At 60.5% G+C, this 14,203-nt stretch carries 7 protein-coding genes; 5 read left to right on the forward strand and 2 right to left on the reverse strand.

Annotated features, from left to right (window positions below):
* Positions 1-13: 13 nt before the first annotated feature.
* The 4 genes from tssM to XH93_RS30275 are packed head-to-tail and all read left to right on the forward strand — an operon-like array spanning position 14 to position 6,855.
* Positions 14-3,556 carry a type VI secretion system membrane subunit TssM gene (gene tssM, locus XH93_RS30260; protein ID WP_194470273.1) on the forward strand — a complete coding sequence of 1,181 codons (3,543 nt, stop codon included), beginning with the start codon at positions 14-16 and terminating at the stop codon, positions 3,554-3,556.
* Positions 3,557-3,574: 18 nt separating this feature from the next.
* Positions 3,575-4,261 (forward strand): type VI secretion system-associated protein TagF, encoded by a 687-nt coding sequence (tagF, locus tag XH93_RS30265; protein ID WP_246799334.1) that lies wholly within the window; start codon positions 3,575-3,577, stop codon positions 4,259-4,261.
* A 19-nt stretch (positions 4,262-4,280) separates the two neighbouring features.
* Positions 4,281-5,075, forward strand: a complete 795-nt coding sequence (locus XH93_RS30270) for a PP2C family serine/threonine-protein phosphatase (protein WP_139485539.1) — start codon at positions 4,281-4,283, stop codon at positions 5,073-5,075.
* Between the two features lie 4 nt (positions 5,076-5,079).
* Entirely contained in the window at positions 5,080-6,855 is a 1,776-nt protein-coding gene (locus tag XH93_RS30275; protein ID WP_244622423.1) for a serine/threonine-protein kinase, read from the forward strand.
* Between the two features lie 62 nt (positions 6,856-6,917).
* On the opposite strand, the gene XH93_RS30280 is transcribed toward XH93_RS30275, so the two are convergent.
* Entirely contained in the window at positions 6,918-7,991 is a 1,074-nt protein-coding gene (locus XH93_RS30280) for a DUF4424 family protein (RefSeq protein ID WP_371814818.1), read from the reverse strand.
* Positions 7,992-8,318: 327 nt separating this feature from the next.
* On the opposite strand from XH93_RS30280, the gene XH93_RS30285 reads away from it, so the two are divergent.
* Complete coding sequence (locus XH93_RS30285; protein ID WP_246799335.1) at positions 8,319-11,174, forward strand: caspase family protein; 2,856 nt, start codon at positions 8,319-8,321, stop codon at positions 11,172-11,174.
* Between the two features lie 1,015 nt (positions 11,175-12,189).
* Here XH93_RS30285 and XH93_RS30290 read toward each other — a convergent pair.
* Positions 12,190-14,142 carry an autotransporter domain-containing protein gene (locus tag XH93_RS30290; protein WP_139485541.1) on the reverse strand — a complete coding sequence of 651 codons (1,953 nt, stop codon included), beginning with the start codon at positions 14,140-14,142 and terminating at the stop codon, positions 12,190-12,192.
* Positions 14,143-14,203: the final 61 nt, after the last annotated feature.

Below are 14,203 nucleotides of genomic sequence, written 5' to 3' on the forward strand. Positions count from 1 at the left end.
AAGGCGGAGGGTCATGATCGCCAAGGACATCACTCGCATCGTCCTCTACGGGATCGGCCTCGGGTCGCTCGCGTCCCTGGTCTATTTCGCCGGTCCGCTGGTCGCGATCGGCGGCTGGCAGCCTCTCAGAAATCCGATCATTCGCGACATCGTGCTCCTGTTGCTTACGGCCGGAGTGGCGAGCTTCGCCGGCTTCTCGTTTTATCGGAAGCGCAAAGCCGCAAAAGAAATGGGCGAAGCGGTAGCTGGCGGCGGGAGTGCGCCAGTCAACGATGAGCCAATCCTCAAGGAGCGGATGAAGGACGCCCTGGCGACGCTCAAGTCCGCCAGCGGCGGTAAGTCGGGCTATCTCTACGATCTACCCTGGTATGTCATCATCGGCCCGCCGGGCGCCGGGAAGACCACGGCGCTGGTGAACTCCGGGTTGAAGTTTCCGCTGTCTCACGGCGCGACGCCAACCGCTGTCTCCGGCGTTGGCGGCACCCGATACTGCGACTGGTGGTTTACCGAGGAAGCGGTGCTGATCGACACCGCCGGCCGTTACACCACCCAGGACTCCGACGCAGCTTCAGACAAGCAAAGCTGGCAGTCCTTTCTCGACCTTCTGAAGAAAAGCCGTCCTCGTCAGCCGATCAACGGCGTTATTGTTGCTATCAGCGTCGAAGATCTCCTGACCTTGCCTGCGGCTGAAATAACTGCGCATGCCAATGCGATCCGGGCTCGCCTGCTTGAGTTGCACCAGCGTCTCAAGGTCGATTTTCCCGTCTATGCACTTTTCACCAAGACCGATCTGATCGCAGGCTTCGCGGAGTATTTCAGTTATCTCGACGAGATCGGCCGCCGTCAGGTTTTTGGAGCCACCTTCCAGACCGCGATAAAGAAGAAGAACCTTGTAAGCGAGGTACCCAACCAGTTCGATCAGCTACTGGAATGGGTCAACGAGGGCACGATCGATCGCCTCCAGGAAGAGCCATCGCCCGGCTTTCGGGTCTTGCTGTTCGGCTTTCCGACCCAGATGGCCCGGCTCAAGCATGTGGTGTTCAATTTTCTCAACCAGATTTTCGAGCCGACCCGCTATCATGTGAACGCGACCTTGCGCGGCTTCTATTTTACCTCCGGAACCCAGCAGGGCACTCCGATCGACCAGCTGATCGGCTCGCTCGCTCGAACCTTCGGGGCAGAACAGGTCGCGAGCGCTGGATATTCCGGCGTCGGAAAGAGCTTCTTTCTGACCGATCTGATCTCCAAGGTGATCATCGGAGAAGCCGACTGGGTTTCGACGGACCGGGCCGCCATCAGGCGCGCCCTGATCCTCAAGACCATCGCGTTGACGATCGTCGGCCTCGTCTCTGTCGGCCTGTCAATCGCCTGGCTCACGAGCTTCAAATACAACCGCGACCTGATCGCGCAAAACGAGCAGGCCGACCAGGAATATGCGACGGCTGCAGGGCCTCTGGTGCAGCAGACCGTCATCGATGACCGCGAGTTACACAAGGTCCTGCCGCTGCTCCACCGCCTCCGGAACACGCCGGTCGGATACGGCAACCGGGCTTCGTCCACCCCGACTTCGGCAAAGCTTGGCCTCAGCCAGCGCGATCGCCTGCAGTCATCCGCGCAGAACGCCTACCACGTCGCGCTCGAGCGATTGTTTCGACCCCGTCTCCTGTATCGTCTCGAAGAGCAGCTCAATCCCCGGCTTGCCGACGCGGGCTTCGTCTATGAGCCTCTGAAGGTGTACATGATGCTCGGCGGAGTTCAGCCGCCTGACCGCGAGCTCATCAAATCGTGGATGCACCGTGATTGGGCCGAGAATCTCTATCCTGGGCCGACGAACGCCGAAGGCCGGCGGCTGCTCGAAGAGCACCTTGAAGCTCTATTGGACCTCGAAACCGAAGCGCCGCCACTGGTGGAGCTTGATGGTCGTCTCGTCCAAGAGGCTCAGAAGACCCTGGCTCGCTTGAGCGTCGCCCAGCGAGCCTACCAGCTATTGAAATCGGAAGCGCGAGGGTCGGCAGAAGGTGACTGGGTGGCATCGCGGAAGGGTGGGCTTGATGCATCCAGCGTATTCGAAGCGGACCAGGGCCAGCCGCTCGATTCGATCAGTGTCCCCGCGTTTTTTACGTACAACGGCTTTCAAGACAAGTTCATCGCCAAATTGGCCGACTTGGCAGAGCGGATGAAGCGCGATCGATGGGTCCTGGGCGAAGCGGGCCAACAAGCGGCGCTCAATCAACAGTATGAAAATCTGGCTAGCAATCTCCTCGATCTATACGGAAACGAATTCATCGGAGCATGGCGTAGTGCTCTGACAAAGCTGAAGATGAAGAAGCTGCTCGCCGACAAGCCAAAATATCAGGCCTTGCGTGCGGTTTCGGCGCCAAACTCGCCACTTAGACTGATACTCGAATCGATCCGTGACGAAACGGTCTTGACCCGCGAACGGCCGAAGCCTGCAAACACCGGCAACACGTCCTCTCCGCCGGCCAAGCCCCCGTCACAGGCCTTGCTGTTCAATACCCAGGACGGTCCCCCGGGCGCCAAGATCGAGGCCCAATTCAAGCCATTCCATGCCGTTGTCGAAGGCGAGAGCACACGAAGGCCCATCGATTCGATTGTCGCGAACCTGAACGATATCGCTCAAAGCCTGACCTTGATGGTCGAGAATCCCCAAATGACGGCGCAGGCGAATGCGGCCCTGCAGGTTCAGGTCGCGGCGCTCCGCAACAACGCGGCAAGGATGCCCCCGCCGTTCTCGGACATGTTGCGTGGCGCGGCGACGGAGTTCGAAGGTGATATGGCAGCTTCGACGGCGGGCCAATTGCTCGTGGCGCTTCGCGATCAGGTCACGCCGATTTGTCAGCAGATCATCACCAATCGCTATCCATTTACCCGCAGCAGCAATCAGGACGTGCCGTTGGGAGACTTTGCCAAACTGTTTGCCCCAAATGGCATTCTGGACAAATTCTTCACTCAGTCCCTCACCCCCTATGCCGACACCTCAAAATCCGAGTGGGCATGGAGGAAGGAAAGCCCGGTGGGCAATACGCTTTCGGCCGACACGTTGAAGCAGTTCCAGCGCGCGGCCTTTATTCGCGACGCGTTTTTTCAGAACGGAGGGAATCAACCAATGGTGGCGCTCTCCGTTCTGCCTCCCGCCCTCACCGGCGACGGCGCCAGTGCCAAGATCGAGTTGGCCGGCACCGCCGTCGTAAGCCCCGTTACGCCGGCGGCCGGTAGCGGCCCCCCCTCATCGACGCAGCCGGCCCAGCCGCAGACCGCAGCTCCGACGAATGTGCTATGGCCCGGGCCATCGATGAGGACGGCAATCTCCGTCACCAATGACGCTGCGAGCCAACCATCCGTACTTGAACGCACCGGACCATGGTCGATGTTCAGGATATTGGAGGCTGGTTCGATGACTGTTCGCGCCGAAACCGCCAGCAGCACGTTCATTGTAGCCGGACGAGAGCTCAAGTATCAGCTTACGACCGGATCGATCAAGAACCCTCTGAACCTCAGCGCTTTGAGGGAGTTCCGCTGCCCCAGCGGAATATGAAAGGCCATGCGGTGTGGCTTGTTCGGAAAACTCAGTGCCAAGCGCGATTTTATCGCGCTTGCAACACCGCACAGTTTTCTCAAGGTCTGGGAACCCTGGATTCAAGCTTGCATGTCGGCCAGCCGTCATCAGCTCGCAGCCGAGTGGCAGAACGCGTTCCTCACCGCACCCGTGTGGCGCTTCTGGCTTGGTGCCGACATTTGCGGTGCGACGGTGCTCGGCGCAATGATGCCATCGGTGGATGGAGTCGGACGTTACTATCCGCTGGCGTTACTGACGATGGCTGATCCGTCGTATTGCATTCCGCCACCGGACCAAGATACGCAGGAGCAATGGTTCGCGGCAGCGGAGACGTTTCTGCTTTCGACCCTTGATCAAGCCAAATCGTTCGACGATATCTCGACCGCTCTCGACGCGATGCCTTTGCCGCAAATTGCCGCCAGGGCAGACAATCCTGCCAACACGTTCGCAATCAGCGAGACGATACGCGGCATCGTTACGGCCGGAACGACATTTGAAGATTCGTTACCCCTGCTGCGTCAGAGCCATCCGGATGCTTCAGCAGCTGCGAGCTTCTGGTGGACGGAAGGTGGCGGAAGCTTTCCTCCAATGGCGCTATGTTCGCGGGGAATGCCGGACCCGTCCTGTTGTTCAGTCATGCTGACGGGTCCGTTCGGAGTCGATGCAATCGAGCAACCGTCTTAGGCCGGTGCGGGGAGGATCGATGAACGAGCCGCTTTTCACCTTTGATGCAGGCTCTGCCACCCACGTGGGCAAGGTTCGGGTGAGAAACGAAGATTCTCATCTCGTGCGGAGCGATGCGGGCCTTTGGGCCGTGGCCGACGGCATGGGTGGGCACGAAGCCGGGAATGTAGCAAGCGAGCTCGTTGTTGCGGCCCTCGACACCGTCTCCACCTCCAAATCCGCGGCCGAATTTCTGGAGCAGGTCCAAAGTCGGGTACTGCTTGCGAATCGCCAGATCCTCGAGTTGAGGCGTCAGCGCGGCGGCATTGTCATCGGGTCTACCGTCACGGTCCTGCTGATCTCGGAGAACCACTACGCGTGCCTGTGGGCCGGAGATAGTCGCCTGTACCTGGCAAGCCGCGGCGCTATCCGACAAGTATCGCGAGATCACACCGAGATTGAAGAACTGCTCGCCAGCGGCGGCGTCACGATCGACGAAGCCAGGGATTGGCCGACCAACGTCATCACGCGCGCGGTGGGAGTCCGCGACAATCCCGAGTTGGAGATCGTGAGTGGCGCGTTCGAGGCTTGCGACATTTTCGTTCTGTGCAGCGACGGACTTACCAGGCATGTGACAGACGACGAAATTCTCGAGTGCGTTTCGACCCGCGACGCGCAAGCCTCATCCACGGCCCTCGTCCACCTCGCGCTGGAACGAGGCGGCCTCGACAATGTGACCGTCATCGTTGTTCGAACGACCAATCAGACGCCAAAGCAGGAACGCACGATTCCAGCCGCAATTTTGCAGGCGCCTCCCGCAGAAGTATGGGAGTAAACGCGTGAACCAGGAAGAACCAACTCGGTTGCCGCACTACCGACTGTCGCCCGGGACGCGGCTCAACGGCATCTACGAAATCGACAGTATGATTGGCGCCGGCGGCATGGGCGAAATCTACAAGAGCCACGAGATTCAGACCGGCACGGCGGTCGCGATAAAGATGTTGCTGCCGGAAATGTCCGAGAACGAGGCGGCGCTAGCGCTGTTTCGGAGGGAGGCATCCGCACTCCACTATCTCATGCATGACGCAATCGTCCGGTATTTCGTCTTCACGGTCGAGCCGACTTTGCAGCGGCCTTATCTGGCCATGGAATTCGTCGATGGCCAGTCACTCGCCGACATGCTGTCCGGCGGGCCACTCTCATTCGAGGCACTGCGTCGATTGATGCGCAGGGTCGCTTCCGGACTGAACGCAGCCCACGAGCGGGGTATCACGCATCGCGATGTGTCCCCGGATAACATCATCGTTCCACGAAGCGACGTCGCCCGCGCCAAGATCATAGATTTCGGCATCGCCCGTTCCACGCAGCTCAATGATGCAACGATCATTGGAAGTGGCTTTGCCGGCAAACACAACTACGTTTCGCCGGAGCAGGTCGGCTTGTTCGGGGGCGACGTCACCGGCAAGTCCGACGTCTACAGCTTCGGATTGGTGCTGTTTCATGCCCTGACCGGAACGAAACTCGATATGGGAGGAACCCAGTTTCAGCTCGTGGAGAAGCGACGCCGGGTCCCGGATTTGGGCGCGGTCGATGCTCGAATTCGCCCGCTGCTCGAGAGAATGCTTCAGCCTGATCCCGCTGCGCGACCGACGATGGCTGAAATCGAGAACTGGAACGTTGGCCCAGCGAGAGCGATGCCGGGGTCACCGACTGGAAGCATTGCCGCGGAAGACAAGCCAAGTCGAGCGATGCGGCCAGGAGTTCGATATGGCTTGCTGGCTACCCTTGCATTGTGCGTGATCGTGGCATCCAGTGTGGCCTATTACGAGTACATCTGGCTGGCTCCGACTGAGGTCGACTCGCCTCCTCCAGCAGAGCTCAAAGGACCATCGGCTGAGAAGACGACAGCTCCGGAGCAACGGCCTCCGCCCGATACGCGCAAGGAGGCAGAGACGGCGCCGCCGAAACCGCCGGATGATGCTCCGGTCCGGAGCGATGCAGTCCGCAAGTTTGTTGCGCAATACGACGGTGGTGATTGCTTCTTCGTGATCCCCGTCGCGATTGGCGCGAGCGCGGCCGTTCTCGAGGGCATGGGCGCCTCGACGGCGCCCTTCGAGGCGTTGGACAGGGCATTCAAGAAGAGCCAGGGTTTTGAGCCCTCGATCGGAGTCAGGCTCGTTACGTCAGCACAATGCCCAGCTGTGTCGTTTCTGAGCCGGCTCCGTGGAGAAAGCTCCCGTACCCCCCGAATCTCGCTAGGCTCGGTGAAATTGCGTCCGGGCGAAGTGCTTGCCGGAAACGTCGAGAACTTTGCCAACCGCGTCGTTGAGCTCCTGCTGATCGGCGACGACGGGCAGGTCCAGAATGTCTCCTATCTCTTGAAGCCCGGCACCGATGCCCTGTCGTTCTCAAGCGAGATTCCGCGCACGGACGAGGCGTCGCGTCCAAATTCACCACAGCTGCTCATGGCGGTGACAACACCTCGTGTCCTCGACTCGCTCAGGCAGCCCCGTCCGACGCCTGCTGACCAGTTTTTCCTGCAGGTGCTTAGCGAGGCGCAACGAACCAACATCGCAATGAATGCAACGGCGCGGTACATCACGGTTCAGAAGTAACCCGGTCGTTTGACCGAGACGCGCGGCTCCGCAGCCTACCTCGAGGAGAAACCTGGGTCAGCTTAGAAGCGGCCGACAAAGAGGAGCTTGATGTCACGATCCGGGACGAAGTCAGCCGCGCTGAAATCAAGTGCCCCGTCAGGCGACTGCTTCAGATTGCCCGCGCAGAAACTGACCAGTTGATCTTTGGCGGGCTTGTCGATCACAAGCCGGAAATTCTTGATCGGTCCTGCCCAGTTTGCGCCGGTCTTGAGAACATAACTGACGCGCCGCTCCTGAATTGGCGCCTTGCTGGCTTGACCTCCACCCGCAATCTTGTCGACCTGACTCAGGAACGAGTCCGTCACGCAGTATTCCTTTCGGTACCTCTCAAACTCGTTCGACATCGCTTTATTTTGCCGCAGTGCCTTGCGCAATATGGTGTCAGAATTGCTGCCAACGCTTGGTCGATAAACGTGCTCGACCGTAACCGATCGATTGGTCGGGAATTCCTGTTCGCGAAGCACTGCAGTCTTGACGAGCCATGCCGTCTCATAGAGCGGACGCCCCCTTTCGTCGCTGCCCATCTGCATGAGAAGCCCACGATTGACGAGCTTGCTACGCGTCGCCTCGGTCAGGTCCTGGGTCCGAAATTGGCGCGCGCCAATGGGCAACACCGGCAGGTTCAGCTCTTTCAAAAGAGAGGTGACATCGTCTTTGCCCACAAATGCGCGCTGATCAATCTTGAAGCTCGTGGGCACGCCGTCGATCTTGGTTGCAAAATCGACGAAATTGACCGGATCGCTCGAAGGGAACGCGATGTTTTGCCCCTCCGACAAATCAATGTCGGGGAGAGGAAAGGCTATCGTGAGAGGGACAGGAGCGGTCCCATTGTTGGCAAACTCGTATCGAACGCTTACTCGCGCGAGCGAAATCTGAAGGAGTTCGCTCTTCATCGTAACACTTCCGGAACGCGTAAACTGGAGGCCTCCGACCGCGAGTTCCGCCGCAGTATCGTTCGATAGCGCTGGACTAATGGTCGCTGCTATCGAAAGCGCTCCAAGCGTGGCCTTCCAAATTGCTGGCGTCATAATCGATCCCGACAAGCGAGCGGGCCTGAAATCGGTGCGGCCGCCTACAATAGCACATCGGCCCATCGGCGGGCGACGTCTTGTGCATTCGGCCCGGCTTCAGGACTCAGCATCGGCAATCCGACCTGTATCCGCTTTCGCACCGTCAAAACGCTCTGTGGTTAAGGCTCACTCCGACGGGATGCCGGCTACCGCGACCCGTCTGCGGAAAGCGGAGCCGGACAATCGGAAAGTAGCGGGCGTCGCGAAGATGTGTCCTGCAGGCAACACATTGATTAAACGGCGTTTTTTTGGCATACTTGCGAAATACTTCCGGCGGATGCTTGTCCGGGCCGGGCTGAATTGATAATTTTGCGGGGTTTACTTGTGATTGCGGTCTCAGGGGCTCCTGCGGTGCGCTCTCAGATTCGTTTAGCGCTTATTTTTTTCTTCTTTTTCCTCGTCAGCCCCGAAGCGTTGGCCGGAAAGCGCGTTGCCATGGTGGTGGGCAATTCGGCCTATCAAAACGTGCCTGTGCTCCCCAATCCCGTCAATGACGCCGCGGCCATGGCCGACCTGTTCAAGGGAGCGGGATTTGATGTTGTGCAGGTCTATCAAGACCTGAAAAACTCAGCCCTGCGGCGGACGCTCAACAGCTTCTTCGACAGCGTTCGGGATGCGGATGTTGCGGTCGTGTACTTTGCGGGTCACGGCATCGAGATCGAGGGCTCCAACTACATTATTCCGGTCGACGCTGTTTTGGAACGGGACCGGGACGTATACGACGAGGCTGTGTCTCTCGACCGTATAGTCCAATCGATTGAGCCTGCCAGAAAGCTTCGTCTCGTTATTCTGGACGCTTGCCGCGAAAATCCCTTCACGAAGAGCATGCGCAGATCGGTTGCCGCCCGCGGAATTTCGCGCGGGCTGGCGCGCGTCGACCCCGATACTCCCAATACGCTCGTCGCATTCGCCGCGAAAGCCGGGGCAACGGCAGAGGATGGCGTCGGCGAGCACAGTCCATTCACAACATCGCTGCTGAAACATCTAACTGTCCCGGGGCTTGACGTGCGCCGGGCGCTTGGACTGGTTCGCGATGAGGTGATGAGCTCCACCAACAACCGCCAAGAGCCATTTGTCTTCGGATCCCTGGGCGGCGCGGACGTGGCTTTGGTACCCGCCCCCATCGTAGAGCCGACCCTCAGTTCCAACAATCTGGCGGATGTTCGTGCAGACTACCAGCTTGCCGAGCGAGTAGGCACTGAAGAAGCTTGGGACTACTTTATCGCCGCGCACAAGAGCGGATTTTACTCGGATCTCGCCAAAGCTCAGCGCAACAAGCTGGCCGCCGGCGCTGCGCGCAATGACTTCTCGGAAAAGGGGCGCGTTCCTGCAGCTGCGACCGCTCAGCAGCCGATCGACCCCTCACAAGAGAACGGCGGACAGGGCAAGCTAAAGGTTGCCAACCTGAAGGATCAACTCCCCCTCCCCGCGCAGGATGCGCCGGGCGACAGCAAGATTGCCGTCAGCCCCAAAGTCATTGCGCCAGGCAGAGAGCCCTTGGCCAAGGAAGTCGTTGATTGGGAATCGGTGAAGAACACCACCGATCAATCCGCGCTGGAATCCTTCATAAGGCGCTATCCAAATTCGCCACTATCGATAACCGCCCGGCAGCGGCTGGATGCGTTGAATAGAGCAGCAGAGGAGCGCGAAGCAAAGGCGCGTGCGGAACGCGAAGCGGCCATCAAGAAGGCCGCCGAGGAGCGTGAGGCAAAGGAACGCGCAGATCGTGAAGCGGCCAAGAAGGCCGCCGAGGATGCGCGCATTCAGGCTGAGCAGAAAAAAGCAGAACTTGCCAAGGCCGCCGAGGAGCGCGAAGCGAAGGCCCGTGCAGAACGCGAAGCGGCCAAGAAGGCAGCGGATGAAGCTCGCCTTCAGGCCGAGCAGAAAAAGGCAGAGCTTGCCAAGGCCGCTGAGGAGCGCGAAGCGAAGGCCCGTGCAGAACGCGAAGCGGCCAAGAAGGCTGCGGATGAAGCTCGCCTTCAGGCCGAGCAGAAAAAGGCAGAGCTTGCCAAAGCCGCTGAGGAACGCGAAGCAAAGGCCCGCGCGGACCGCGAAGCGGCCGTCAAGAAGGCCGCTGAGGAGCGTGAGGCAAAGGAACAGGCAGATCGCGAGGCGGCCAAGAAGACTGCCGAGGATGCGCGCGTTCAGGCTGAGCAGAAGAAGGCAGAACTTGCCAAGGCTGCCGAGGAGCGCGAAGCCAAGGCTCGCGCGGATCGTGAGGCAGCCAAGAAGGCCGCGGAGGATGCGCGCATTCAGGCCGAACAGAAGAAGGCCGAGCTCGCGGCCGCAAAGAAGCGTGAAGAAGAAGAGCGCCTTGCCAAGGCCGCTGAGGCAGAGCGGGCTGCAAAGGAGAAGGCTGCCGAGATGAAGGCCGCGGAGGCCAAGAAGGCGGCTGAGGAAGCGGAGAGAAGGAAGTCGGAGCAAGAGGCTGAGGCGCTGCGTGCAGCAGCCGCCGCTCTGCGCGCCGCACGCGAACAGAAGGATCGAGAGGCCGAGGCGGAACAGAAGAAGGCGGAGCTGGCCGCGGCCCAAGCCAAGGCTTGCAAGCAGGAACAGACCCGGTTCGAAGAACTGGATGCCAAGGGCAGCGGCGGCACCGGCGTCACCGATGTTCAGGCTTTTGCGAAGACTGTTACTTGTGATCCACTGCGCTCCCAGGTCGCGGCGCTGGTCGATCGGTTCAAGGCGGAGGTCGCCAAGCGAGCGATGACCTCTCCGAATTCGCCCGAGCTCGTTCGGGCTGCGCAGAACGAACTTGCGAGGATCGGATGCTTGTCGGGCAAGATCGATGGCTCGCTGGAGACCGCCAAGAAGGCACTCGGCCGTTACGCAGCGATAACCGGCTCATCTCCGAGCCCCGCGGAAATCTCGGAAGACGTCGTATCCACCCTGTCCAAGCAAACCGGGCGTATCTGTCCGCTCGAATGCAAGTCCGGAGAGACAGCCAAGGGTGAAATCTGCGTCGCGGCGGACAAGCCGGCCAAGCCCACCACCGCATCGCGTCGCAAGCACGAGGACGAGGACGACGACGCAAGAGCCAGGCGGCGAGCTGCGCCGAAGGTCGTGGCCGAAACGCCAAAACGAGTGCGCGCTGCACCAGCCCCTCAGGCGCGGCAACAAGCTGTTGCGCGCCCGCCGAGTGAATTTAGCGGAGGTGGAGGTGGAGGCGGCGGAGGCGCGCGCACCATGATCGGCGTCGGGTTCTAAAGCAAGGAACCGGAAAGGCATGGTCGGTTTTCAGAACCGATCATGCTCGAACAGCAAGCTAAGGCGTGTGGTTTTGACCAGGCAAGGAAGAGGTGGATCATGGTTTCGGCGCGTTTACTAGGACTCCTCCTGGGCAGCACGATTGCGGCTGCGATCTTGATCGCACCTGCTCGATCAGCCGAGAGTATGACGGCCGCACCTGCAGAGGACGTGAAGGCGGCTTTGGGTTCTTCCGCAATAACCATCCCCTCCCTCTCGGAGCCCTCGCCGTCTGCGACCGCCTCCGTTCAGGAGGAACCAGCCCCGCAACCGCAACGAACCTCCTCTGCGACAGACTTGGGTAGTCGCGCCTTGCCAGCGGAAACCCGCACTGCAGCCCGGCACTCTCGCGGCTCGCAGCCGTCCGCATCGGCGCGATTGCCCAGATATCGCCAAGCCAGTGATGCTCCATTTTCGCGAAGCCCGGTCAGGTTCGTCTTGATGGTGGGCATCGCGTACTAAGGCGGGATGGAGTCGGGTTGAATTGGTTTGGCTCCCGGTTCACCTCTCCCCGGCGGGAAGGGGTCGATTTGCGCAGCAAATCGGGTGGGGGCTGGTGCGATCGAGGGACGTAAGCCCTCACCCGGCGCTGCGCCATAGCCGAAGCTTCGCTTCGGCGTTCCTGAGGACGGCCGCCAAAGGCGGCCTACGCCTCTCCCAAGCGAGAGGTGAACCTCCGATGGCGCGCCAGTTCAACCTAACTTCATCATGCTTTTGGGGCTTGCCGGCCGGTCACTTTGTCCGCATCCCCACTTTGACCGCGAGATCTCTGTTCGCGGCCCGTCTGGGTCGACAGATCGACCGACCTCAGCCGGCCTCAGAGGTAGAGCCGAAGGAGAAAGCCGGATCACGCGAGGTCCCGTGTCAGCAAGGAAAGCCACGTACCCTGATTATGCCGAGCAACAATGAGCCGATGTAAAAAGACCCCGGGCATAACCGCCCGGGGTCCTTGCTTGGATCGATATGGCGGCGGCGACTAATACTTGGCCGCGACGAGCGCCGGCGCACCAAACCTGTAGTTAATTCCGATCTTCATCTGACTAACCTCGGACCGATCCGTAAGCTGTGTGGTCCCGTCCGATGCCAGCCGCGTATTGCGATCGAAGGAGATGTAGTTGTATTCGGCCTTGGCGGACCAGTTGCTGCCGAGATCGAACTCGGTACCAACACCGATCAACCATCCAGTACGGGTACCTCCGGTGCTGAACCCGGGCGTGACGACACCCGCCTGGTTGACGCAGGCGGCGCTGCCAAGGAAGCCAGCGACCGTCGCCGTCGGACCCAGAATGCAGTTGGCGGACACGGTGTCATGGGCCCAAGCGCCACCGGCCTTGACGAAGAAGAGGGTTCGCTCGTAGGTCCATCCGAGACGGGCGGCAGCGGTCGCCATCCAGTCCATACGATCCTGGCAGGTAAAGTAAGCCGGGCTAAAGCCACCACCGGCGCCGGGGAGACCGAAGGGCGGGGTCGGCACCAAACCGTTTGCGGTGCCGCACGGCCGCGCCCCATTGACATTTGCTCCCCCAACATCGCCTTCGGCGCCGAACACCCAGTTGTTGACCTGGTAGTTGTAGCCGATTTGTCCTCCGCCCAAGGCGCCAACCGTATACGGCTTGTTGCCCGAGGTTGGGTCGCCCACGAAACCGATGTCGGTTCGTCCGAAAGCCCCGCCCGCAAAGCCGCCGACGTAGAAGCCGGTCCAGTTGGTCGGCCCCACCACAACCGCGCCGCGGGCCTTGACCGGAGCCTTTGTCGGCATAACGGCCGCAATCATCTCGGGCGTAAACTGGTAGCGAAGACCGGCATTACCAGTCCATCCCTCGATGTTTTCGCCGTTCCGGTAGTCAACTCGGACGAAGCCGAGCCAGCCGGTGTTCACAACCTGTCCCGCCAGTCCGAGAGAATACTGCCCGTAGGTGCCGACCCGCGAAGTGCTGGCCTGCCCAGTGACCGTAAACAGGCCATTCGGAAGGTTCGTCGCGGACGCGATCACATTGCCAGCAAACTCATGGAACACGCTGGCGGATGCGAACGGCTGCCAAACGACATTGCCGTAAGTGGCGGTCGTTCCGACGCGTACGCTTAGCCGACCAATTTCGCTTTCGATGTCGTTTGCGGTGAACGTCCCTCCGGTCCCGATGCCGTTAACGCCCCCGAAATTGAACGGATCGATGCTCGTCCTGGCCCAGATGAATCCGGCCGACGGCTCGATAAACCAGTTGTTGGCAAGAGCGAAGTTGTAGCCAGCAGACGTGGAAACTGAAACGCCGCGCCCGCCCAGCGGTTGGTTGTAGAATCCCAGTCCGGGATCATTGACCTTGATGTTGTAGAACTCTCCGCGGACCATGACATCGGCGAAGAAGCGCCCGTAGGTTGCGACAAGGTAACCGCCGAGGAACGGGACTTCAAAGTCGCTGGTCGTACCGTTGTTGTCGGTCGCATGCGATCCGAGATAGCCCGCCGTTGCACCGACATGGACATTCCAGCCGCCCCAATTGAGCCGAGCGATGTCCTGCCCCACCTGCACACCCGCGAACGTCTCGCGCACGCTGCTCGCGCAATTCGGGGTGGTAACGGCCGCATTCAGGCCAAGCCCCGGAGGCGCCGTGAATGAGCTCGACGAGTTCGACGTGTTCTTGAAGGTGACCTCGCCGCCCACTCCGCGCACCCATGCGCCGCCGCCTGGCTGGTTCGGTGCCGGATCCGCCGGCGCCGAAACGAAGGCGCTTCCCTGCTGGGTCAGAAAGGCGGTGTTGACGTTGCCGATTGCTCCCGAGAACGCTCCCGCTGCCTGCCCAGCCGTCGACTGGACCCCCGCGAGGAACGTACCGACCGCTTGATTGCCCGTCACGGAGGACGGCACACACTGAGCATAGGCCCCGGACGAGGCTGTCGTTACCACAAGCACTAAAATCGCTTTTCGAAGCATGCGTCCTGCCCCTACAAAAATTCCTTCTAGTTAGCTCCTCCCTGCGGATTCGAGCAACGAG

The sequence above is a fragment of the Bradyrhizobium sp. CCBAU 51753 genome, assembly GCF_015291565.1.
Lineage (GTDB): Bacteria > Pseudomonadota > Alphaproteobacteria > Rhizobiales > Xanthobacteraceae > Bradyrhizobium > Bradyrhizobium ivorense.

Bases quoted from the DNA above. Each gene is read 5' to 3' on its own strand.
- XH93_RS30290 (WP_139485541.1), bottom strand. From the start codon at position 14,142: ATGCTTCGAAAAGCGATTTTAGTGCTTGTGGTAACGACAGCCTCGTCC.
- XH93_RS30270 (WP_139485539.1), top strand. From the start codon at position 4,281: ATGAACGAGCCGCTTTTCACCTTTGATGCAGGCTCTGCCACCCACGTG.
- tssM (WP_194470273.1), top strand. From the start codon at position 14: ATGATCGCCAAGGACATCACTCGCATCGTCCTCTACGGGATCGGCCTC.
- XH93_RS30280 (WP_371814818.1), bottom strand. From the start codon at position 7,991: ATGGGCCGATGTGCTATTGTAGGCGGCCGCACCGATTTCAGGCCCGCT.